The sequence below is a fragment of the Enterobacter sp. CFEC122 genome (assembly GCF_052983755.1).
Map to the genome: position 1 here is coordinate 70,303 of NZ_JBRIQR010000021.1, position 23,346 is coordinate 93,648.

20 protein-coding genes and 1 other RNA gene are annotated in these 23,346 nt (G+C 57.0%); 17 read left to right on the forward strand and 4 right to left on the reverse strand.

Annotated features, from left to right (window positions below):
- Nucleotides 1-241: 241 nt before the first annotated feature.
- From tkt to ACVCAM_RS15850, 7 genes are all read left to right on the forward strand, one after another.
- The gene (tkt, locus tag ACVCAM_RS15820; RefSeq protein WP_021242065.1) at nt 242-2,233 is read left to right on the forward strand and encodes a transketolase; all 1,992 of its coding nucleotides are present in this window, start codon (nt 242-244) and stop codon (nt 2,231-2,233) included.
- A 326-nt stretch (nt 2,234-2,559) separates the two neighbouring features.
- Nucleotides 2,560-3,579 (forward strand): erythrose-4-phosphate dehydrogenase, encoded by a 1,020-nt coding sequence (gene epd / locus ACVCAM_RS15825; protein WP_032675470.1) that lies wholly within the window; start codon nt 2,560-2,562, stop codon nt 3,577-3,579.
- A gap of 49 nt (nt 3,580-3,628) precedes the next feature.
- On the forward strand, nt 3,629-4,792 hold the full coding sequence (gene pgk / locus ACVCAM_RS15830; protein WP_008499732.1) for a phosphoglycerate kinase: 1,164 nt from the start codon (nt 3,629-3,631) through the stop codon (nt 4,790-4,792).
- Between the two features lie 92 nt (nt 4,793-4,884).
- On the forward strand, nt 4,885-5,964 hold the full coding sequence (gene fbaA / locus ACVCAM_RS15835) for a class II fructose-bisphosphate aldolase (protein ID WP_008499731.1): 1,080 nt from the start codon (nt 4,885-4,887) through the stop codon (nt 5,962-5,964).
- 186 nt (nt 5,965-6,150) lie between these two features.
- Nucleotides 6,151-7,005: a small-conductance mechanosensitive channel MscS gene (gene mscS, locus ACVCAM_RS15840; protein WP_008499730.1), complete on the forward strand. Its 855-nt coding sequence runs from the start codon at nt 6,151-6,153 to the stop codon at nt 7,003-7,005.
- A gap of 149 nt (nt 7,006-7,154) precedes the next feature.
- Nucleotides 7,155-7,790 carry an arginine exporter ArgO gene (gene argO, locus ACVCAM_RS15845; protein WP_021242063.1) on the forward strand — a complete coding sequence of 212 codons (636 nt, stop codon included), beginning with the start codon at nt 7,155-7,157 and terminating at the stop codon, nt 7,788-7,790.
- Between the two features lie 92 nt (nt 7,791-7,882).
- Nucleotides 7,883-8,614, forward strand: coding sequence for an oxidative stress defense protein (locus ACVCAM_RS15850; protein WP_008499728.1), 732 nt, complete (start codon nt 7,883-7,885; stop codon nt 8,612-8,614).
- A gap of 43 nt (nt 8,615-8,657) precedes the next feature.
- Here the strand turns inward: ACVCAM_RS15850 and argP are convergent, their stop codons facing one another.
- Nucleotides 8,658-9,551, reverse strand: coding sequence for a DNA-binding transcriptional regulator ArgP (gene argP / locus ACVCAM_RS15855; protein WP_008499727.1), 894 nt, complete (start codon nt 9,549-9,551; stop codon nt 8,658-8,660).
- A 127-nt stretch (nt 9,552-9,678) separates the two neighbouring features.
- Between argP and rpiA the strand changes: the two genes are divergently transcribed.
- Together rpiA and serA are read left to right on the forward strand one after the other, a co-directional pair.
- Nucleotides 9,679-10,338 carry a ribose-5-phosphate isomerase RpiA gene (gene rpiA / locus ACVCAM_RS15860; protein ID WP_003860091.1) on the forward strand — a complete coding sequence of 220 codons (660 nt, stop codon included), beginning with the start codon at nt 9,679-9,681 and terminating at the stop codon, nt 10,336-10,338.
- Nucleotides 10,339-10,604: 266 nt separating this feature from the next.
- Entirely contained in the window at nt 10,605-11,837 is a 1,233-nt protein-coding gene (gene serA, locus ACVCAM_RS15865) for a phosphoglycerate dehydrogenase (RefSeq protein ID WP_021242062.1), read from the forward strand.
- A gap of 102 nt (nt 11,838-11,939) precedes the next feature.
- Here the strand turns inward: serA and ACVCAM_RS15870 are convergent, their stop codons facing one another.
- The 3 genes from ACVCAM_RS15870 to zapA form a co-directional block, all read right to left on the reverse strand.
- Entirely contained in the window at nt 11,940-12,536 is a 597-nt protein-coding gene (locus ACVCAM_RS15870; RefSeq protein ID WP_021242061.1) for a 5-formyltetrahydrofolate cyclo-ligase, read from the reverse strand.
- Between the two features lie 24 nt (nt 12,537-12,560).
- Nucleotides 12,561-12,744: non-coding RNA, 6S RNA (ssrS, locus tag ACVCAM_RS15875), on the reverse strand.
- Nucleotides 12,745-12,785: 41 nt separating this feature from the next.
- A complete protein-coding gene (zapA, locus tag ACVCAM_RS15880) occupies nt 12,786-13,115 on the reverse strand; it encodes a cell division protein ZapA (protein ID WP_006811891.1) in 330 nt (109 codons plus the stop codon).
- A gap of 168 nt (nt 13,116-13,283) precedes the next feature.
- Here zapA and ACVCAM_RS15885 point away from each other — a divergent pair, with 168 nt between their 5' ends.
- From ACVCAM_RS15885 to ACVCAM_RS15920, 8 genes are all read left to right on the forward strand, one after another.
- Nucleotides 13,284-13,862 (forward strand): YecA/YgfB family protein, encoded by a 579-nt coding sequence (locus ACVCAM_RS15885; protein WP_025912457.1) that lies wholly within the window; start codon nt 13,284-13,286, stop codon nt 13,860-13,862.
- Between the two features lie 31 nt (nt 13,863-13,893).
- A complete protein-coding gene (pepP, locus tag ACVCAM_RS15890; protein ID WP_407223812.1) occupies nt 13,894-15,207 on the forward strand; it encodes a Xaa-Pro aminopeptidase in 1,314 nt (437 codons plus the stop codon).
- The gene (gene ubiH, locus ACVCAM_RS15895) at nt 15,204-16,382 is read left to right on the forward strand and encodes a 2-octaprenyl-6-methoxyphenyl hydroxylase (RefSeq protein WP_407223635.1); all 1,179 of its coding nucleotides are present in this window, start codon (nt 15,204-15,206) and stop codon (nt 16,380-16,382) included. Before pepP ends, ubiH begins: the two co-directional genes overlap by 4 nt.
- 12 nt (nt 16,383-16,394) lie before the next feature.
- Complete coding sequence (gene ubiI, locus ACVCAM_RS15900) at nt 16,395-17,597, forward strand: FAD-dependent 2-octaprenylphenol hydroxylase (protein ID WP_407223634.1); 1,203 nt, start codon at nt 16,395-16,397, stop codon at nt 17,595-17,597.
- A 397-nt stretch (nt 17,598-17,994) separates the two neighbouring features.
- Nucleotides 17,995-19,089, forward strand: coding sequence for a glycine cleavage system aminomethyltransferase GcvT (gcvT, locus tag ACVCAM_RS15905; RefSeq protein ID WP_008499719.1), 1,095 nt, complete (start codon nt 17,995-17,997; stop codon nt 19,087-19,089).
- A 23-nt stretch (nt 19,090-19,112) separates the two neighbouring features.
- Nucleotides 19,113-19,502, forward strand: coding sequence for a glycine cleavage system protein GcvH (gene gcvH, locus ACVCAM_RS15910; RefSeq protein ID WP_008499718.1), 390 nt, complete (start codon nt 19,113-19,115; stop codon nt 19,500-19,502).
- Nucleotides 19,503-19,629: 127 nt separating this feature from the next.
- Complete coding sequence (gene gcvP / locus ACVCAM_RS15915; RefSeq protein ID WP_407223633.1) at nt 19,630-22,503, forward strand: aminomethyl-transferring glycine dehydrogenase; 2,874 nt, start codon at nt 19,630-19,632, stop codon at nt 22,501-22,503.
- Between the two features lie 70 nt (nt 22,504-22,573).
- Nucleotides 22,574-23,317: an SDR family oxidoreductase gene (locus ACVCAM_RS15920; RefSeq protein WP_021242055.1), complete on the forward strand. Its 744-nt coding sequence runs from the start codon at nt 22,574-22,576 to the stop codon at nt 23,315-23,317.
- The last annotated feature ends 29 nt before the right edge of the window (nt 23,318-23,346 follow it).

Below are 23,346 nucleotides of genomic sequence, written 5' to 3' on the forward strand. Positions count from 1 at the left end.
AAATCCGAAAAGTGCACCGTCAGCGAAGCCGGTGTTGGGCTAAGTATAAGGAATATCTACAGGGCCGGGCGAGCAGATTGCGCAACATGCGAGCATGATCCAGAGATTTCTTAACAAGCAAAAGAATGCTCCATGTACATGACTTGCGGCTTGGGTTACATTGTTGGCACTTTTTTCCGGTGTAGCCCAAAACGCGCTGTCGTCAAGGGCATGGCCTTTAACAGTCCGATCTGGAGTTAAAATGTCCTCACGTAAAGAGCTTGCTAATGCTATTCGTGCGCTGAGCATGGACGCAGTACAGAAAGCCAAATCCGGCCACCCAGGGGCCCCTATGGGTATGGCTGATATCGCCGAAGTTCTGTGGCGCGATTTCCTGAACCACAACCCGCAGAACCCGTCATGGGCTGACCGCGACCGCTTCGTGCTGTCCAACGGCCACGGCTCTATGCTGATCTATAGCCTGCTGCACCTCACCGGCTACGATCTGCCTATCGAAGAGCTGAAAAACTTCCGTCAGCTGCACTCCAAAACTCCAGGTCACCCGGAAGTGGGCTACACCGCTGGCGTAGAAACCACCACCGGCCCGCTGGGTCAGGGTATTGCAAACGCTGTGGGTATGGCGATTGCTGAGAAGACCCTGGCGGCGCAGTTCAACCGTCCGGGCCACGACATCGTTGACCACTTCACCTACGCGTTCATGGGCGATGGCTGTATGATGGAAGGCATTTCTCACGAAGTGTGCTCCCTGGCAGGTACCCTGAAGCTGGGTAAACTGGTTGCGTTCTATGACGACAACGGTATCTCCATCGACGGTCACGTTGAAGGCTGGTTCACTGACGACACCGCTGCACGTTTCGAAGCCTACGGCTGGCACGTTGTGCGTGGCGTTGATGGCCACGATGCTGACTCGATTAAACGTGCAGTAGAAGAAGCGCGCGCTGTGACGGACAAACCGTCCCTGCTGATGTGCAAAACCATCATCGGCTTCGGTTCTCCGAACAAAGCGGGTACGCACGACTCCCACGGCGCGCCGCTGGGCGACGCGGAAATCGCACTGACCCGCGAAGCGCTGGGCTGGAAATACCCTGCATTCGAAATCCCATCTGAGATCTATGCTCAGTGGGATGCAAAAGAAGTAGGCCAGGCGAAAGAAGCGGCATGGAACGAGAAGTTCGCTGCTTACGCGAAAGCCTTCCCACAGGAAGCGGCTGAATTCACCCGTCGTATGAAAGGTGACATGCCGTCTGACTTCGACGCGAAAGCGAACGAATTCATCGCTAAGCTGCAGGCGAACCCGTCCAAAATCGCGAGCCGTAAAGCGTCTCAGAATGCCATTGAAGCGTTCGGTCCTCTGCTGCCTGAATTCCTCGGCGGCTCCGCTGACCTGGCGCCATCTAACCTGACCCTGTGGTCCGGTTCTAAGCCAATCAACGAAGACACTGCCGGTAACTACATCCATTACGGTGTACGTGAATTCGGTATGACTGCTATTGCCAACGGTATCTCCCTGCACGGTGGTTTCCTGCCGTACACCTCTACCTTCCTGATGTTCGTTGAATATGCGCGTAACGCCGTGCGTATGGCGGCGCTAATGAAACAGCGTCAGGTGATGGTCTATACCCACGACTCCATCGGTCTGGGCGAAGACGGTCCAACTCACCAGCCGGTAGAGCAGGTGGCTTCCCTGCGCGTGACCCCGAACATGAGCACATGGCGTCCATGTGACCAGGTTGAATCCGCGGTGGCGTGGAAATACGGCGTTGAGCGTCAGGACGGTCCTACCGCGCTGATCCTCTCCCGTCAGAACCTGGCGCAGCAGGAACGTACCCCAGAGCAGCTGGCGAACATCGCGCGCGGCGGTTATGTGCTGAAAGATTGCGCGGGCCAGCCAGAGCTGATCTTCATCGCTACCGGTTCTGAAGTTGAACTGGCCGTTGCTGCATGGGAAAAACTGACTGCCGAAGGCGTGAAGGCGCGCGTGGTTTCCATGCCGTCTACCGACGCGTTCGACAAGCAGGATGCTGCTTACCGTGAATCCGTACTGCCTAAAGCGGTTTCCGCGCGTGTGGCAGTGGAAGCGGGTATCGCTGACTACTGGTTCAAATACGTGGGTCTGAACGGCGCTATCGTCGGTATGACCACCTTCGGTGAATCTGCTCCGGCAGAACTGCTGTTCGAAGAGTTCGGCTTCACCGTTGAGAACGTTGTCGCGAAGGCGAAAGAACTGCTGTAATCACCATTTTGCCCGGTGGCGCTTATGCTTACCGGGCCTACAAATGGCTCGAAAGTAGGCCGGGTAAGCGCTAGCGCGCCACCCGGCTTTTTTGTAAGCATTATTCCACCTAAAATGTGACGCAAGTCATATAGCTCGCTTATTCATCTGGACAGACATTCCTTTTATTCCCCGATTCGCTTATTCTTGCTGAAGCGTTTCAGTCGATTAAATGTTCGACAAATGACCAATCAATCGCAGTTTGTGACAGCAAGGATTCCCCTTCGGGCGTAGCTGGATTACTCTTTCAGCCACCTCAAACTCAGGGATTGCTTTGCAGGAGATCTATGACCGTACGCGTAGCGATTAACGGCTTCGGTCGCATCGGGCGTAATGTGGTTCGTGCTTTGTATGAATCCGGACGTCGGGCGGAAATGACCGTGGTGGCAATCAATGAACTGGCGGATGCTGCGGGCATGGCGCATTTGTTGAAGTATGACACCAGCCACGGACGCTTTGCCTGGGATGTGCGCCAGGAAAGAGATCAGCTTTTTGTGGGTGATGACGCTATTCGTGTGCTGCATGAGAACAGCATCTCCGGGCTACCCTGGCGTGAACTGGGTGTGGATGTGGTGCTTGACTGTACCGGTGTGTATGGCAATCGCGAACATGGCGAAGCGCATCTCTCTGCAGGTGCGAAAAAAGTCCTGTTTTCTCATCCCGGCAGTAACGACCTCGACGCGACCGTCGTGTTTGGCGTCAACCAGCATGAGCTGCAAGCCGAACACCGCATTGTTTCCAACGCCTCCTGTACCACCAACTGCATTATTCCGGTCATCAAACTGTTAGACGATGCGTATGGCATTGAGTCCGGCACCGTGACCACGATTCACTCCGCCATGCACGATCAACAGGTCATTGACGCTTACCACCCGGATTTACGGCGCACGCGTGCAGCGAGCCAGTCAATCATTCCGGTGGATACAAAGCTGGCTGCAGGGATCACGCGAATTTTTCCGCAGTTCAACGATCGTTTTGAGGCGATTGCCGTGCGCGTCCCGACGATCAACGTCACCGCGATCGACCTTAGCGTGACGGTGAAAAAACCGGTAAAAGCCTGTGAAGTCAACCTGTTGCTGCAAAAAGCGGCACAGGGGGCATTTCATGGTATAGTTGACTATACGGAATTACCGTTGGTCTCAGTAGATTTTAACCACGACCCGCACAGCGCCATCGTCGATGGCACGCAAACGAGGGTCAGTGGCGCACACCTTATCAAGACGCTGGTCTGGTGTGATAACGAATGGGGCTTTGCTAACCGAATGCTCGACACCACGTTAGCAATGGCTGCTCAAGGTTTCAGGTAAGGCGCATCGTGCGTCTGCAAAACTTTAAGAATCAACGAGAGGATTCACCATGTCTGTAATTAAGATGACCGATCTGGATCTGGCTGGTAAACGCGTTTTCATCCGTGCCGATCTGAACGTACCGGTTAAAGATGGCAAAGTGACCAGCGACGCGCGTATCCGTGCATCTCTGCCAACCATCGAACTGGCTCTGAAGCAGGGCGCGAAAGTGATGGTCACCTCCCACCTGGGTCGTCCAACTGAAGGCGAGTACAACGAAGAGTTCTCTCTGCTGCCAGTGGTTAATTACCTGAAAGACAAACTGTCCAACCCGGTTCGCCTGGTGAAAGATTACCTGGACGGCGTTGACGTTGCAGCCGGTGAACTGGTTGTGCTGGAAAACGTTCGCTTCAACAAAGGCGAGAAGAAAGACGACGAAACCCTGTCCAAAAAATACGCTGCACTGTGCGACGTATTCGTGATGGATGCATTCGGTACGGCTCACCGTGCTCAGGCGTCTACCCATGGTATCGGTAAATTCGCAGACGTAGCGTGTGCCGGTCCTCTGCTGGCTGACGAACTGGAAGCGCTGGGTAAAGCACTGAAAGAGCCTGCTCGTCCGATGGTCGCTATCGTTGGTGGTTCTAAAGTTTCTACCAAACTGACCGTTCTGGATTCTCTGTCTAAAATCGCTGACCAGCTGATCGTTGGCGGTGGTATCGCGAACACCTTCGTTGCCGCTCAGGGCCACAACGTCGGTAAATCCCTGTACGAAGCAGACCTGGTTGACGAAGCCAAACGCCTGCTGGGTACCTGTGATATCCCGGTTCCAACTGACGTTCGCGTCGCGACCGAGTTCTCCGAAACCGCAACCGCGACCCTGAAATCTGTAAACGACATCAAAGACGAAGAGCAGATTCTGGACCTGGGCGACGTTTCTGCACAGAAACTGGCTGAAATCCTCAAAAACGCAAAAACTATCCTGTGGAACGGTCCTGTTGGCGTGTTCGAATTCCCGAACTTCCGCAAAGGGACTGAAATCGTGGCTAACGCCATCGCAGACAGCGAAGCGTTCTCTATCGCAGGCGGTGGTGACACCCTGGCAGCAATCGACCTGTTCGGTATCGCTGACAAGATCTCCTACATCTCCACTGGTGGCGGCGCATTCCTCGAATTCGTGGAAGGCAAAGTACTGCCAGCAGTAGCAATGCTCGAAGAGCGCGCTAAGAAGTAAGCCATTCAAGGGCAGGGAAACCTGCCCAATTTTCAGCGCGCTTTTAAGAGCTCGCACCTTTTCTAACGGCCGAAGATACAGGACTAAGCAACATGTCTAAAATTTTTGATTTCGTAAAACCTGGCGTTATCACTGGTGATGACGTACAGAAAGTGTTCCAGGTAGCTAAAGAAAACAACTTCGCTCTGCCAGCAGTTAACTGCGTGGGTACCGACTCCATCAACGCCGTACTGGAAACTGCTGCTAAAGTTAAAGCACCGGTTATCGTTCAGTTCTCTAACGGCGGCGCTGCGTTCATCGCAGGTAAAGGCGTGAAAACTGACATTCCTCAGGGTGCTGCAATCCTGGGCGCTATCTCTGGTGCGCACCACGTTCACCAGATGGCTGAACACTACGGTGTTCCAGTTATCCTGCACACTGACCACTGCGCGAAGAAACTGCTGCCGTGGATCGACGGTCTGCTGGACGCGGGTGAAAAACACTTCGCGGCAACCGGTAAGCCACTGTTCTCTTCTCACATGATCGACCTGTCTGAAGAGTCACTGCACGAAAACATCGAAATCTGCTCCAAGTACCTGGCGCGCATGGCCAAAATGGACATGACCCTGGAAATCGAACTGGGTTGCACCGGCGGTGAAGAAGATGGCGTGGACAACAGCCACATGGACGCTTCTGCACTGTACACCCAGCCAGAAGACGTTGATTACGCTTACACCGAGCTGAGCAAAATCAGCCCACGCTTCACAATTGCAGCGTCCTTCGGTAACGTACACGGCGTTTACAAACCAGGTAACGTGGTTCTGACCCCAACCATCCTGCGTGATTCTCAGGAATACGTTTCCAAGAAACACAACCTGCCGCACAACAGCCTGAACTTCGTCTTCCACGGCGGTTCCGGTTCTTCTGCTCAGGAAATCAAAGACTCCGTAAGCTACGGCGTTGTGAAAATGAACATCGACACCGACACCCAGTGGGCAACCTGGGACGGTATCCTGCAGTACTACAAAGCGAACGAAGCTTACCTGCAGGGCCAGCTGGGCAACCCGAAAGGCGAAGACCAGCCGAACAAGAAATACTACGATCCACGCGTATGGCTGCGCGCAGCGCAGACGTCCATGGTGACCCGTCTGGAGCAGGCTTTCAAAGAACTGAACGCGATCGACGTTCTGTAATTTGAGCTGCTAACAGCATCAGAAGGCCCGCAAATGCGGGCCTTTTTTTATGCTTTTTCAATACCCTGCCAGCCCTGTTTTTGTGATCTGTTTGGCAAAGCCGGTGCTTTTTGTTTACCCTTTACTGACCTGCCTGTCTCCATGGGGGATGGATTTTGTGTTTTGGTTTAACAAAAGGAAGAATAAATGGAACAACTCGATGTTGTAGACAGCATCAATAACGCCGGTAACTGGCTGGTGCGCAACCAGGCCCTGCTGCTGAGCTATGCCGTGAACATCGTCGCGGCGATTGCCATCATCATCGTCGGGATGATCGTGGCGCGTATTGTCTCGAATACGGTTAACCGCGTAATGCTGGCCCGTCACATTGACGCCACGGTGGCAGACTTCCTCTCCGCACTGGTGCGCTACGGCATTATCGCCTTCACGCTGATTGCCGCGCTGGGCCGTGTGGGGGTGCAAACCGCCTCCGTCATTGCCGTTCTCGGTGCCGCCGGTCTGGCCATTGGTCTGGCACTGCAGGGCTCGCTTTCAAACCTGGCGGCAGGCGTGCTGCTGGTGACCTTCCGTCCGTTCCGCTCCGGCGAATACGTTGACCTTGGCGGCATTGCCGGAACCGTGCTGCAGGTGCAGATTTTCTCAACGACTATGCGTACCGTCGATGGCCGCATCGTGGTCGTGCCGAACGGGAAAATTATCGCGGGCAACATCATCAACTTCTCCCGTGAGCCGGTGCGTCGTAACGAACTGATTATCAGCGTGGCATACGACTCCGACATCGATCAGGTGAAGTCGCTGATTACCAACATCATTGCTTCTGACGATCGCATTCTGAAAGACAAAGAGCAGACGGTTCGCCTGAATGAACTCGGCGCTTCCTCCATTAACTTTGTGGTGCGTATCTGGAGTAAAAGCAGCGATCTGCAAAACGTGTACTGGGACGTGCTGGAACGCATTAAGCGCGACTTCGACGCCAACGGCATCAGTTTCCCGTATCCGCAGATGGACGTGAATCTTAAACGCGAGAAAGCCGCCGAGTAATCCCCCGACGTTGTAGGCCCGGTAAGCGCTAGCGCCACCGGGCTTTACCTTCATAAGCTCCGCTAATACCCAATTAATATTATCCATTTCATCTAATGTGATTCGCGCAGTATAGTCAGCTTCCAGAACAACTCTGCGAGAAAATCATCATGCTATCTTATTATTTTCAAGGGCTTGCCTTAGGTGCAGCCATGATCCTTCCCCTCGGCCCGCAAAATGCGTTCGTGATGAATCAGGGCATCCGCCGCCAGTACCATCTGATGATTGCCCTGCTGTGCGCGGTAAGCGATTTGCTGCTGATCTGTGCCGGGATTTTTGGCGGCAGCGCGCTGCTGATGCAGTCTCCGTGGCTGCTGGCGCTGGTCACCTGGGGCGGCGTGGCGTTTCTGCTCTGGTACGGATTCGGCGCGCTGAAAACGGCGATGAGCAGCAACCTCGAACTGGCGAGCGCGGAGGTTATGAAGCAGGGCCGCTGGAAGATTATCGTCACCATGCTGGCGGTGACCTGGCTTAACCCGCATGTGTATCTCGACACCTTCGTCGTACTGGGCAGCCTGGGCGGTCAACTGGACGTTGAGCCGAAACGCTGGTTTGCGCTCGGTACGGTCAGCGCCTCTTTCCTGTGGTTCTTCGGTCTCGCCATTCTGGCGGCATGGCTGGCGCCCCGCCTGCGTACGGCCAAAGCCCAGCGCATCATTAATACCCTGGTCGGCCTGGTGATGTGGTTTATCGCTTTCCAGCTGGCGAAAGAGGGGATTCATCATGTCCAGGAATTGTTCAACTAATCCTTGTCTTATGGACAACTGAATAAGACCCGCTAAGCTTGCTGGCATGCGCCCTGTTATTGGGGCACTCTTCGCAACATGGAGGAATGACAGTGAAGTTTAAAGTGATGGCCCTGGCGGCATTAGTGAGTTTCGGTGCGGTGTCGGTGCAGGCAAGCGAATTGCCGGATGGCCCGCACATCGTCACGTCAGGCACCGCAAGCGTGGACGCGGTACCCGATGTTGCAACCCTGGCAATTGAGGTGAATGTGGCGGCGAAAGATGCAGCGACGGCCAAGAAGCAGGCTGACGATCGCGTTGCGCAATACCTCTCTTTCCTCGAGCAGAACGGTGTCGGTAAAAAAGATATCAACTCTGCGAACCTGCGTACTCAACCCGATTATGACTACCAGAATGGCAAAAGCATCCTGAAAGGCTACCGTGCGGTGCGTACCGTTGAAGTGACCGTGCGTCAGCTGGATAAGCTTAACTCGCTGCTGGACGGTGCGCTGAAGGCGGGCCTGAACGAGATCCGTTCCGTGTCGCTGGGCGTTGCGCAACCGGAGAAGTACAAAGACGAAGCGCGTAAAGCGGCGATTGATGATGCCATTCACCAGGCGGAACAGCTGGCTTCTGGCTTTAAGAGCAAGCTCGGTCCGGTTTACAGCGTGCGTTACCATGTCTCTAACTACCAGCCAAGCCCGATGGTTCGTATGATGAAGGCTGACGCAGCGCCGGTATCCGCTCAGGAAACTTACGAGCAGCCGACAATCCAGTTCGACGATCAGGTGGATGTGGTGTTCCAGCTTGAACCTGTTGCAGCACAGCCGAAACCGGCTCAGTAATCTGTAGGCCGGGTAAGGCGTGGCCGCCACCCGGCTTTTCTTTTTAATCCTGTCTCAATACCTTATGCCCGTACGCCAGCAGCGCGTCAGTGACGTTGCGCATCATGCGGCTTTCCGGCGCAAAACGGTGCCAGTAGAGCATCCGACGCTGATACAGCCCCGGCGTTAAGTCAATCAGCTCACCGCTTTTCAACTCTTTCTCAATCTGCAGGTGCGGGATCATGCAGCAGGTCGTGCCCTGGCGTGCAAGCTGCACGAAGGCTTCTGACGAGTTCACGATATGGCACGGCACGCTGCCCGGCGGCAGGTCGAAGTTTTGCTGCAGGAACGCCTGATGCATATCGTCCAGATGGTCGAAGGCCACGGCAGGGGCTTTCAGCAGCGCCGCGCGGGTGACGCCGTTGGGGAAGTAGCGTTCCGCAAAGGCTTTTGAACCCACAAACAGGTAGTCCAGGGCGCCTAACTGATCGACAAGGCAGCTTGGCAGCGCCTGAGGCTGAATACTGACCGCTCCAACCACTTCACCGCGACGCAGGCGCTCCTGGGTGCGGGTTTCGTCTTCAACCTGCAAATTCAGGCGGATAGGGGAGTCTGCGAGGACCGGTGCCAGGGCCGGCAGCAGCCAGGTTGCCAGACTGTCGGCGTTGACCGCCAGAGATAGCAGCAGCGGCGTAGAGCCCGTTTGTTCGTCACCCAGCCACTCGTCTTCCAGCAGTTCAACCTGACGCAGCAGAGCGAGGAGCTTTTGCCCTTGCTCTGTTGGACGTGGCGGCACGGTACGCACCAGCAGCGGCTGGCCGAACATGTTTTCAAGCTGTTTGATACGCTGAGAGACGGCGGACTGCGTGATGCAAAGCTTTTGCGCCGCGCGCTCAAAGCCTCGTTCACGAATAACTGCATCAAGTGCCTGTAGTGTTCTGTAGTCCGGACGTTTCATTGCTCTGGCTGGCTCCTTAATTTTGCTTATTCTGCACTATGACACAATTTTCCCTTTGTGGCAGACGAATTCCATTCGACGTGTTCTATAATGCGCCCTGAGTTTTCACACCACAGGCAAAACGATCATGACGCAGGATGAACTGAAAAAAGCAGTAGGATGGGCCGCTCTCCAGTACGTACAGCCGGGTACCATTGTCGGTGTCGGTACGGGATCAACCGCGGCACACTTTATCGATGCGCTGGGCACGATGAAGGGGCAGATCGAGGGCGCGGTTTCCAGCTCTGATGCTTCCACGGAAAAGCTGAAAAGCCTCGGCATTACCGTTTTCGATCTTAACGAAGTGGATCGTCTGGGGATTTACGTTGATGGCGCGGATGAAATCAACGGCCACATGCAGATGATCAAAGGCGGCGGCGCGGCGCTGACGCGCGAAAAAATCATCGCCTCCGTTGCGGACAAGTTTATCTGCATCGCCGACGCCTCCAAGCAGGTCGATATTCTGGGTAATTTCCCGCTGCCGGTTGAAGTGATCCCGATGGCCCGCAGCGCGGTTGCCCGTCAGCTGGTCAAGCTGGGCGGTCGTCCGGAATATCGTCAGGGCGTAGTGACCGACAACGGCAACGTGATCCTCGACGTTCACGGTCTGGAAATTCTTGACGCGATTGCGCTGGAAAACGCCATCAACGGCATTCCAGGCGTAGTGACCGTAGGGCTATTCGCCAACCGTGGCGCGGATGTGGCGCTGATCGGCACCGCTGACGGCGTGAAAACCATCGTAAAATGATCTGACGGGGGGAGTCCTCCCCCCGCTAAAAAATTTTTGAAACGCTAAATTCGGTGACTTGTGTCACGTTTTTATGCCTCTTTTGCCGATCCTTCCGCGTTTGTAAATTTCCATAGCATATTCCTCTGCCATTTTGCGCTGTATGACTTTCCTTCAGCGTACTGACGCAAACGTTCATATTGCTGCAATAGTTTTTTTTGATATGTTGGCTACAGCGGATTTATATCCAGCACAACATCAGTTCAGACAAAAACAGGGTCGGGTAAATGGCAAAGGTATCACTGGAGAAAGACAAGATTAAATTCCTGCTGGTCGAGGGCGTGCATCAAAAAGCAATCGATAGCCTTCGTGCGGCAGGTTACACCAACATCGAATTTCACAAAGGCGCGCTTGATACCGAAGAGCTGAAAGCGTCCATCCGTGATGCCCACTTCATTGGCCTGCGATCCCGTACTCACCTGACTGAAGATGTGATTGCCGCGGCGGAAAAGCTGGTGGCTATCGGCTGCTTCTGCATCGGTACCAACCAGGTTGACCTGAATGCTGCTGCAAAACGCGGTATTCCTGTCTTCAACGCCCCGTTCTCTAACACCCGTTCCGTGGCGGAGCTGGTGATTGGCGAACTGCTGCTGCTCCTGCGCGGCATTCCGGAGGCTAACGCCAAAGCACACCGCGGCGTCTGGAACAAACTGGCTGCGGGCTCCTACGAAGCCCGTGGGAAAAAACTGGGTATCATCGGCTATGGCCACATCGGTACCCAGCTGGGGATTCTGGCGGAATCTCTCGGTATGCATGTCTATTTTTACGATATCGAAAGCAAGCTGCCGCTGGGCAATGCCACCCAGGTTCAACACCTGTCTGACCTGCTGAACATGAGTGACGTGGTAAGCCTGCACGTGCCGGAAAATGCCTCCACCAAAAACATGATGGGCGCAGAAGAGCTGGCGCTGATGAAGCCGGGCTCACTGCTGATTAACGCCGCGCGCGGCACGGTGGTCGATATCCCTGCGCTGTGCGATGCGCTGAAGCGTAAACATCTGGCAGGGGCGGCCATCGACGTTTTCCCAACGGAGCCCGCCACCAACAGCGATCCGTTCACCTCTCCGCTGTGCGAGTTCGACAACGTGATCCTGACGCCGCACATCGGCGGGTCTACGCAGGAAGCGCAGGAGAATATCGGTCTGGAAGTGGCAGGTAAGCTGAGCAAATACTCCGACAACGGTTCTACGCTCTCTGCGGTGAACTTCCCGGAAGTGTCTCTGCCGCTGCACGGCGGTCGTCGTCTGCTGCACATCCACGAAAACCGTCCAGGCGTGCTCACCGCGATCAACCAGATCTTTGCCGAGCAGGGCGTCAACATTGCCGCGCAGTATCTGCAGACCAACTCGCAGATGGGCTATGTGGTCATTGATATCGAAGCGGATGACGATGTGGCCGAGAAAGCGTTGCTGAGCATGAAGGCCATTCCGGGGACGATTCGCGCGCGTCTGCTTTACTGATGGTGCGGTCTCTGGTGTCGGGTGGCGCTGACGCTTACCCGACCTACAATGTGTGAGGATTTATGTAGGCCGGGTAAGGCGCAGCCGCCACCCGGCTTTATGCTACCAAAGCCACGTTTTACTGGGCGTCACTACCGCCGGCAACGGCACATCCCATTTCTCCACCGGCAACGCCTCCACGCCCTGGCAATCATGCGCGTAGCCTACCGGCTGCAACCCATACTGCTGCCAGTTTTGTAGCGTTCTGTCGTAAAAACCACCGCCCATTCCAAGGCGCTGTCCCTGCTCATCAAACGCCACCAGCGGCGTAATCAGCACATCCAGCTGTGACAGCGGCAGCACGTCGCGCACATCGAGTTTCGGCTCGGTGATTTTCAGACGATTCACCACCAGCTCGCTGTGCGGGTGATAGTGCAAAAAAAGCAGATTGCCTTCGCTGAACGGGTGCAGCACCGGCAGGTATACCTTCTTCCCGGCGCGCCAGAGCTGCTCTATCAGCGGTTGGGTGTCCAGTTCGCCGTCAAACGACAGAAACAGGGCAACCGTGCGCGCCATCACGACAGGGGGATACGCCATCATACGGGCGGCGGCCTGCTGGGCAAAATGCGCTTGCTGTTCTGGGGTTAACGCACGACGGCGTTGACGAATGAGCTGACGAATGTCCTGGCGTGAAGCTGAAACTTCAGGGAATTGAGTCATGGTAGTCGGTAGAAGAAAAGAGAGGGAATCTCCGAGATGCCGCCGCAGGCTGTAACCCTTGAACCCTTGGTTCAAGGTGAATGTGTCGTCATAGTTTTAAGGCTTCTCGGACGGACCGAGCATGCTCACCAACCATGGAGCGCCACATTCTTGTGGTATGAAATATCGGCTCAGGGGACTGGCCCGCTTGCGAACATCTCAGAGAAATTTTGTCTTCACAGTTACTCTACCATAGTCAACTGAGAAGTGTTATTCAAACTTGGGTCCCGGTCTTTCGGGATTGCGACCTTGATCAAGCAATGCTTGTTCTATGGTCTGCTGGAGCATTTTTATGCGCTGCTCCATGCTTGCCGCGTAGTCGCGGGTCTTCGCTTTTTCCTGAGTCAGTTCATAGCTGATGTTCAACGCGGCGATGAAAACCAGCTGCTCAGTATTTGTGACTCTAGTGCGTTCTTTTAGATCTTGCAACCGCTGATTCAAATCGTCCGCAGCCTGATTCAAAGCATCCCTTTGTTCAGGCGGACAATTCACTCGCAGTGAACGGCCAAAAATCTGGAGATCGACGGGTTGTGCAGACATGCCACCTTCCTGCTGATTGACTGCGCTGCCTTCGCTTACTGCCCCGGGGGCTGCGAAGGGGCGACACTATAGCTACCCTGATGTGAAGATACAAGCCCTTTTCTGGTATCACCAGGGTCCAAAGTGGTAGCATATCATGAAACTTCCCCCCAATGATGACGAATGCGCATGTCTATACAGAACGAAATGCCTGGTTACAAGGATTTAAACCAGTTACTGAACCAGCAGGGAGTCGGTTTAACCCCTGCCGAAATGCACGGTCTGATCAGTGGCATGCTGTGCGGCGGAAACAGCGACAGCTCCTGGCAGCCGCTGATCCACGACCTCACGAATGAAGGGCTGGCGTTTGGTCACGAGCTGGCGGAAGCGCTGCGTAAAATGCACGCCGCCATCAGCGATTCGCTGGAAGACGATGGCTTCCTTTTTCAGCTTTATCTGCCTGACGGCGACGACGTCAGCGTGTTCGATCGCGCCGATGCGCTGGCCGGCTGGGTAAACCACTATCTGCTGGGGCTGGGCGTCACGCAGCCTAAACTGGATAAAGTGACCGGCGAAGCGGGTGAAGCGATCGACGACCTGCGCAACATTGCCCAGCTTGGCTACGATGAAGACGAAGACCAGGAAGAGCTGGAAATGTCTCTCGAAGAGATCATCGAGTACGTGCGCGTCGCGGCACTGCTGTGCCACGACAACTTTACGCGCTCACAGCCGACCGCACCGGAAGTTCGTAAGCCAACCTTACATTAAGAAAAATAACGCACAGGAGGGTGTCATGGTTATCTCGAGTCAAGAGTATTCGCGACGCCGTCAGGCGCTGCTGGCGAAAATGCAGCCGGGCAGCGCCGCGCTAATTTTTGCTGCGCCTGAAGTGACGCGCAGCGCTGACAGCGAATATCCCTATCGCCAGAGCAGCGATTTCTGGTACTTCACCGGCTTTAACGAGCCGGAAGCGGTGCTGGTGCTGATTAAGAGCAATGACACCCACAACCACAGCGTGATTTTCAACCGCGTACGAGACTTAACTGCTGAAATCTGGTTTGGCCGCCGCCTGGGGCAAGAGGCCGCACCGGCGAAGCTGGGCGTTGACCGCGCGCTGGCGTTTAGCGAAATCAACCAGCAGCTCTATCAGCTGCTTAACGGCCTCGACGTGCTCTATCACGCGCAGGGCGAATATGCGTACGCAGATGAGATTGTTTTCACCGCGCTGGATAAGCTGCGCAAAGGCTCGCGCCAGAACCTGTCCGCACCGGCCACGCTGACGGACTGGCGTCCGGTGGTGCATGAGATGCGCCTGTTCAAGTCTGAGGAAGAGCTAAATGTGATGCGCCGCGCGGGCGAAATCAGCGCGCTGGCACACACCCGCGCCATGGAGAAATGCCGTCCCGGGATGTTCGAATACCAGCTGGAAGGCGAAATTCACCACGAATTTAACCGCCACGGCGCGCGCTATCCCTCCTACAACACCATTGTCGGCGGCGGGGAAAACGGCTGCATTCTGCACTACACCGAAAACGAAAGTGCGCTGCGCGACGACGATCTGGTGCTGATTGACGCCGGTTGCGAATATCAGGGCTATGCGGGGGACATCACCCGTACCTTCCCGGTGAACGGTAAATTCTCGCCGGCACAGCGCGCGATTTATGACATTGTTCTCGAATCCCTTGAGACAGCGCTCAAACTGTATCGTCCGGGGACTTCCATGCAGGAAGTGACCGGCGAAGTGGTGCGCATCATGATTACCGGTCTGGTCAGGCTCGGGATTCTGAAAGGGGATGTCGACACCCTGATTGCTGAAAATGCGCACCGACCGTATTTCATGCACGGCCTGAGCCACTGGCTGGGGCTGGACGTGCATGACGTTGGCGCATACGGCGCCGACCGTTCGCGCGTGCTGGAGCCGGGCATGGTATTAACCGTGGAGCCGGGTCTCTACATCGCGCCGGATGCCGACGTGCCTGAAGAATACCGCGGGATTGGCATTCGTATTGAAGACGATATCGTGATTACCGAAACCGGTAATGAAAACCTGACCGCGAGCGTTGTGAAAAACGCTGACGATATCGAGGCGCTGATGGCAGCGGCGCGCGCATGAGCGTGATTATCGTGGGCGGCGGCATGACCGGGGCCACGCTGGCGCTGGCCATTTCGCATATGACGCAGGGCCAGCTTCCGGTGCACCTGGTAGAAGCCGTTGCGCCAGAGGCGTCGAATCACCCCGGTTTTGATGCCCGCGCCATTGCGCTGGCGCAGGGCACCTGCCAGCAGCTTTCCCGCATTGGGATCTGGCAGGCGATTGCCGACCGTGCTACGGCGATCGGGACCGTTCACGTCAGCGATCGCGGACATGCAGGCTTTGTCACGCTGGACGCGCAGGATTACCGGATTGATGCCCTGGGTCAGGTTGTTGAGCTGCACGACGTCGGATTGCGTCTGTTCCGCCTGCTCCAGGACGCGCCGGGCGTCACGCTGCATTGCCCCGCGCGCGTGGCCAGCGTGAGCCGAAGTGACGCGTCGGTCAGCGTGACCCTGGAAAACGGCACCGTCCTTGAAGGCCAGCTTCTGGTCGCTGCGGACGGTTCGCGCTCGTCGCTCGGCACCCAGTGTGGCGTGGAGTGGCGCCAGCAGCCTTACGGCCAGGTGGCGGTCATTGCGAACGTCGCTACCGCAGCTGACCACAACGGCAGGGCCTTTGAGCGCTTTACGCAGCATGGCCCGCTGGCGATGCTGCCGATGTCGGACGGGCGCTGTTCCCTGGTCTGGTGTCACCCGCAGGATAAGGCGGAAGAGGTTAAGGCCTGGTCCGACGAACGTTTTTGTACCGAGCTGCAGAAAGCCTTTGGCTGGCGGCTGGGGCGTATTACCCATGCCGGCAAGCGGACGGTCTACCCGCTTTCGCTGACCACGGCGTCTCAGTCTGTCTCCCATCGTCTGGCGCTTGTCGGTAACGCTGCGCAGACGCTGCACCCCATCGCGGGGCAAGGTTTCAACCTTGGCTTACGCGATGTCATGAGCCTGGCCGAATCACTGGTGCAGGCGTGGGGCGAGCAAAAAGACTGTGGGGCCTATTCGGTGCTGAGTCATTACCAGAAGCGCCGACAGGCGGATAAAGAGGCCACCATCGGTGTGACCGATGGTCTGGTTCATCTTTTTGCCAATCGCTGGGCACCGCTGGTTGCGGGTCGCAACCTTGGGCTGATGGCGATGGAATTATTCATTCCGGCACGTGACGTGCTGGCGCAGCGGACCCTGGGTTGGGTCGCGCGTTAAGGAGTTATCACCGTGCAAAATGTTGATGTCGCCATCGTTGGCGGCGGAATGGTTGGACTGGCATTGGCCTGCGGATTACAGGGCAGCGGCCTGCGCGTGGCGGTGCTGGAGCAAAAGCAGCCTCAGCCCGTTGCACCGGATGCGCCGCCTGAACTCCGCGTCTCGGCGATCAATGCGGCCAGCGAAAAGCTGCTGACGCACCTTGGCGTCTGGTCAGATATTGTGGCACACCGTGCCAGCTGCTATCACGGCATGGAAGTGTGGGATAAAGACAGCTTTGGTCATATTGCTTTTGACGATGAAAGCATGGGCTATAGCCATCTGGGGCACATCGTTGAAAACGCGGTGATCCACCACGCGCTCTGGCAGAAAGCACAGCAGTGCAGCGACGTGACGCTGATTGCGCCTGCGCAGATCCAGCAGGTGGCGTGGGGCGAAAACGAGGCGTTTATCACCCTGCAGAGTGGCGACATGCTGACCGCGCGTCTGGTGGTCGGTGCTGACGGTGCCAACTCCTGGCTGCGTAATAAAGCCGATATCCCGCTGACATACTGGGATTACCGCCATCATGCTCTGGTCGCGACGATCCGTACCGAAGAGGCGCACGGAGGCGTGGCGCGCCAGATTTTCCACAACGATGGCATACTGGCGTTCCTGCCGCTTGCCGATCCGCACCTGTGCTCAATTGTCTGGTCCCTGGTGCCGGAAAAAGCCCAGCAGATGCATGAGGCGACGCCGGAGGCCTTTAACCAGGCGCTGTGCGTGGCCTTTGATAACCGCCTTGGCCTGTGCACGCTTGAAAGCGAGCGTCAGGTATTCCCGTTAACCGGCCGCTACGCGCGCCAGTTTGCGGCGCACCGTCTGGCGCTGGTGGGCGATGCGGCGCATACCATCCATCCGCTGGCCGGGCAGGGCGTTAACCTTGGCTTTATGGACGCGGCGGAGCTGGTAGAAGAGCTGCGTCGCCTGCATCGTGAAGGCAAAGATATCGGCCAGCATCTCTACCTGCGTCGCTACGAGCGCAGCCGCAAGCACAGCGCGGCAATGATGCTGGCGGGTATGCAGGGCTTCCGCGAGCTGTTTGCCGGGTCAAATCCGGCGAAGAAATTGCTGCGCGACATCGGCCTTAAGCTTGCTGACACTCTTCCGGGTGTTAAACCCCAACTCCTCCGTCAGGCGATGGGTCTGAACGACCTCCCGGACTGGCTGCGTTAATGTAGACCCCTGTCACACTTTCTTTTCCCGGCCTCTGCGCCGGGGAAATTCCCTCGTTTGAAATATTCTAATTTCACGTCATTTTTCGCATTAGATAATCTAATGTCGTGTTTTTCTCGTTACAGAAATTCGGCCCGTTTTTCCGCACGAAATATCACCATGTGCTAAATCCTGTTAGATCATTGTTAATTTTGTGCGGGGTTAATCGCATTTTTCCAGTGGATAACTCTGTAGGCTTTTCAGCGTTTTTTGGTCATAAGCTAATGTGATGACCTGTTTTGCCTTATGGTTAACCGCCGTTTTCGGTGGTAAGTTCAGGTAAAAGAGAACGTTTGCGTCGGTGCCCGAAAGCGGGGCCGATACCGGGTTTCACGGTGAATTTTTCAACGAGGACAAGATGGCTCAACAGACTCCTTTGTACGAACAACACGTGTTATGCGGCGCCCGCATGGTGGACTTCCACGGCTGGATGATGCCGCTGCACTACGGCTCGCAGATTGATGAGCACCACGCGGTGCGCACCGATGCCGGTATGTTCGACGTGTCCCATATGACGATTGTCGATCTGCGCGGTAGCCGCACCCGGGAGTTTTTGCGTTATCTGCTGGCAAACGACGTCGCCAAACTGAAGACGCCGGGTAAAGCGCTCTATACCGGCATGCTGAATGCCTCGGGCGGCGTGATTGATGACCTTATCGTCTACTACTTCACCGAAGATTTCTTCCGCCTCGTTGTAAACTCCGCCACCCGCGAAAAAGACCTCTCCTGGATCACCCAACACGCCGAACCGTATGCCATCGACATCACCGTCCGTGATGACCTGTCGCTGATCGCCGTGCAGGGGCCTAACGCGCAGGCGAAAGCCGCATCTCTGTTCAACGATGAGCAACGTAAAGCCACCGAAGGCATGAAGCCGTTCTTCGGCGTGCAGGCGGGCGATCTGTTTATCGCCACCACCGGCTACACCGGTGAAGCGGGCTACGAAATTGCGATGCCGAACGAAAAGGCCGCTGATTTCTGGCGTGCGCTGGTGGAGGCGGGCGTGAAGCCTGCGGGCCTGGGCGCGCGCGATACGCTGCGTCTGGAAGCGGGCATGAACCTCTACGGTCAGGAGATGGACGAAGGCGTCTCTCCGCTGGCCGCCAACATGGGCTGGACCATCGCGTGGGAACCGGCTGACCGTGACTTTATTGGCCGTGAAGCGCTGGAGATGCAGCGTGAGAAGGGCACTGAACAGCTGGTTGGCCTGGTGATGAAGGAAAAAGGCGTACTGCGCGGCGAACTGCCTGTACGTTTTACCGATGCTGACGGCAATCCTCGCGAAGGCGTGATCACCAGCGGAACCTTCTCACCGACGCTGGGCTACAGTATTGCACTGGCACGCGTGCCGGCAGGCATTGGCGAAACGGCGGTGGTGCAAATCCGCAACCGCGAAATGCCGGTCAACGTGACCAAACCGATTTTTGTTCGCGCCGGTAAGCCGGTCGCCTAACTATTTTTATCAGGAGAACTTCAATGAGCAATGTGCCAGCAGAACTGAAATACAGCAAAGAACACGAGTGGCTGCGCAAAGAGGCGGACGGCACTTACACCGTCGGGATCACCGAGCACGCGCAAGAGCTGCTGGGCGACATGGTGTTTGTTGACCTGCCTGACGTGGGCACGACCGTGAGCGCGGGCGACGACTGCGCCGTGGCGGAGTCCGTAAAAGCGGCATCAGACATCTACGCACCGGTAAGCGGTGAGATTGTTGCAGTCAACGACGCGCTGAGCGACTCCCCGGAGCTGGTCAACAGCGAGCCTTATGAAGGCGGCTGGATCTTCAAGATCAAAGCCAGCGACGAATCCCAGGTTGCCGCGCTGCTGGATGCGACCGCATACGAAGCACTACTGGAAGACGAATAACGTTGTGCCGGATGGCGCTGCGCTTATCCGGCCTGGAGATCAACGTAGGCCCGGTAAGCGTTAGCGCCACCGGGCAACAGCGTTACAGATAACTACGATTCACTGCACGTTTCAGGAACCATCGCTCATGACACAGACTTTAAGCCAGCTTGAAAACCGTGGCGCCTTCATTGAACGTCACATTGGGCCGGATGCTCAGCAACAGCAGGAGATGCTGAAGACGGTTGGCGCGGATTCATTAAACGCACTGATCGGCCAGATTGTGCCAAAAGACATCCAGCTAGCCACGCCGCCTCAGGTGGGGAAAGCCACCACGGAGTTCGCCGCGCTGGCGGAGCTGAAGGCTATCGCCGGCCTGAACAAGCGCTATAAGTCTTACATTGGCATGGGCTACACCAACGTGCAGTTGCCGCCGGTGATCCTGCGCAACATGCTGGAAAACCCGGGCTGGTACACCGCCTATACGCCGTATCAGCCAGAAGTGTCCCAGGGTCGTCTGGAAGCGCTGCTGAACTTCCAGCAGGTAACGCTGGATCTGACCGGGATGGATATCGCCTCCGCGTCTCTGCTGGATGAAGCGACCGCCGCCGCCGAAGCGATGGCGATGGCGAAGCGCGTGAGCAAGCTGAAAAATGCCAACCGCTTCTTCGTGGCGGCGGACGTGCATCCGCAGACGCTGGACGTGGTGCGCACCCGTGCGGAAACCTTCGGCTTTGACGTGATCGTCGATGACGCTGACAAAGTGCTGGATCACCAGGACGTCTTCGGCGTGCTGCTGCAGCAGGTGGGCACCACCGGCGAAGTGCACGACTACGGCGCGCTGATTGCCGAGCTGAAATCCCGCAAGGTGGTTGTCAGCGTTGCCGCCGATTTTATGGCGCTGGTGCTGCTGACGGCACCGGGCAAACAGGGCGCGGATATCGTATTCGGCTCAGCACAGCGCTTCGGCGTACCGATGGGCTACGGCGGCCCGCACGCGGCGTTCTTCGGCGCGAAAGATGAATTTAAACGTTCCATGCCTGGCCGTATTATCGGCGTCTCCAAAGACGCTGCCGGTAATACCGCGCTGCGCATGGCGATGCAGACCCGCGAGCAGCATATCCGCCGCGAGAAAGCGAACTCCAACATCTGTACCTCACAGGTGCTGCTGGCTAACATCGCCAGCCTGTACGCCGTGTTCCACGGTCCGGCTGGTCTGAAACGCATTGCCAGCCGCATTCACCGCCTGGCCGATATCCTGGCCTGCGGCCTGCAGCAAAAAGGTCTTAAGCTGCGCCATGCCCACTACTTCGATACCCTGTGCGTGGACGTGGCGGACAAAGCCGCCGTGCTGGCCCGCGCGGACGCGGCAAAGATCAACCTGCGCAGCGACATCCACAACGCCGTCGGCATTACGCTGGATGAAAGCACCACCCGCGACGATATCCTGAACCTGTTCAGCGTGCTGCTGGGTGACGCGCACGGTCTGGACATTGATGCGCTCGACAAAGACGTTGCGCTCGACAGCCGCTCCATTCAGGACAGCATGCTGCGTAACGACGCCATCCTGACGCACCCGGTCTTCAATCGCTACCACAGCGAGACCGAGATGATGCGTTACATGCACTCTCTGGAGCGCAAGGATCTGGCGCTGAACCAGGCGATGATCCCGCTGGGATCCTGCACCATGAAGCTGAACGCCGCGGCAGAGATGATCCCGATCACCTGGCCTGAATTCTCCGAGCTGCACCCGTTCTGCCCGCCGGAGCAGGCGGAAGGTTATCACGTGATGATTAACCAGCTTTCCGACTGGCTGGTGAAACTGACCGGTTACGACGCGCTCTGCATGCAGCCGAACTCCGGCGCGCAGGGTGAATATGCCGGCCTGCTGGCAATCCGTCACTATCACGAAAGCCGTAACGAAGGCCATCGCGATATCTGCCTGATCCCAAGCTCCGCTCACGGCACCAACCCGGCTTCAGCCCAGATGGCGGGCATGGAAGTCGTGGTGGTCGCGTGCGATAAGAACGGCAACATCGACCTGGCTGACCTGCGCGCGAAAGCCGAACAGGCGGGCGACAAGCTCTCCTGCATCATGGTGACCTATCCGTCCACCCACGGCGTGTACGAAGAGACCATCCGTGAAGTGTGCGAAGTGGTGCACCAGTTCGGCGGTCAGGTATACCTCGACGGCGCGAACATGAACGCGCAGGTGGGCATTACCTCTCCGGGCTTTATCGGCGCGGACGTGTCGCACCTTAACCTGCACAAAACCTTCTGCATCCCGCACGGCGGTGGCGGCCCGGGCATGGGCCCAATCGGCGTGAAGGCGCACCTGGCACCGTTTGTCCCAGGCCACAGCGTGGTGCAGATCGAAGGCATGCTGACCCGTCAGGGCGCGGTCTCTGCGGCACCGTTCGGTAGCGCCTCTATCCTGCCAATCAGCTGGATGTACATCCGCATGATGGGTGCGGAAGGGCTGAAGCAGGCGAGCCAGGTGGCTATTCTGAACGCCAACTACATTGCGACGCGCCTGAAGTCTGCCTTCCCGGTGCTCTACACCGGCCGCGACGGTCGCGTGGCGCACGAGTGCATCCTCGATATTCGTCCGCTGAAAGAGCAGACCGGCATTAGCGAGCTGGATATTGCCAAACGCCTGATCGACTACGGCTTCCACGCGCCTACCATGTCGTTCCCGGTTGCGGGCACGCTGATGGTGGAGCCAACAGAGTCCGAAAGTAAAGCCGAGCTGGACCGCTTTATCGACGCGATGCTGGCCATCCGCATGGAAATTGACCGCGTGCAGGACGGCGAGTGGACGCTGGAAGACAACCCGCTGGTTAACGCCCCGCACACCCAGCACGAGCTGGTGGCCGAGTGGAACCACGGCTATTCCCGCGAGCTGGCCGTCTTCCCGGCAGGCGTGGCGAACAAATACTGGCCGACCGTGAAGCGTCTTGATGACGTCTACGGCGACCGTAACCTGTTCTGCTCCTGCGTGCCGATGAGCGAATACCAGTAACATTGCTGATGTAGTAACGTAGGCCGGGTAAGGCGAAGCCGCCACCCGGCTTTTTTATTGGGAGAAGAAAATGGGCATTGCACTTGTGACCGGCGCCAGCCGGGGCATTGGGAAGGCCACCGCGCTGCAGCTGGCCCGCGAAGGCTACACCGTGGCGGTCAACTATCATCACAACATTAAGGCCGCAACGGACGTGATCAACCAGATCGTTGAGGCGGGCGGTAAAGCCTTTGCCGTACGTGCAGACATTAGCGATGAAGCCCAGGTGCTGGCGATGTTTGACAGCCTCGATCGCGAAGGCGAGCCGCTGACCGCGCTGGTCAATAATGCGGGGATTCTGTTTGAGCAATCCACCATCGAGAATCTCTCCGCCGAGCGTATTAACCGCGTCCTGGCGACCAACGTTACGGGCTACTTCCTCTGCTGCCGGGAAGCGGTAAAACGCATGTCCTTCAAACATGGCGGCAAGGGCGGGGCGATAGTGAATGTCTCTTCCGCGGCGTCCCGCCTGGGCGCACCGGGTGAATATGTGGATTACGCCGCGTCCAAGGGGGCGGTGGATTCGCTGACAACGGGGCTGTCGCTGGAGGTGGCGGCGCAGGGCATTCGCGTCAACTGCGTCCGTCCGGGCCTGATCTATACCGATATTCATGCTTCGGGCGGAGAACCGGGGCGAGTGGACCGCGTGAAAGCGTTACTGCCGATGCAGCGCGGCGGCCAGCCGGAAGAGGTCGCCCAGGCGATTGTCTGGCTGCTGAGCGAAAAGGCGTCGTACGTGACGGGGAGTTTTATTGAGTTAGCGGGCGGGAAATAAGCCGGGTGGCGGCCCGGCCTCCTATTCGT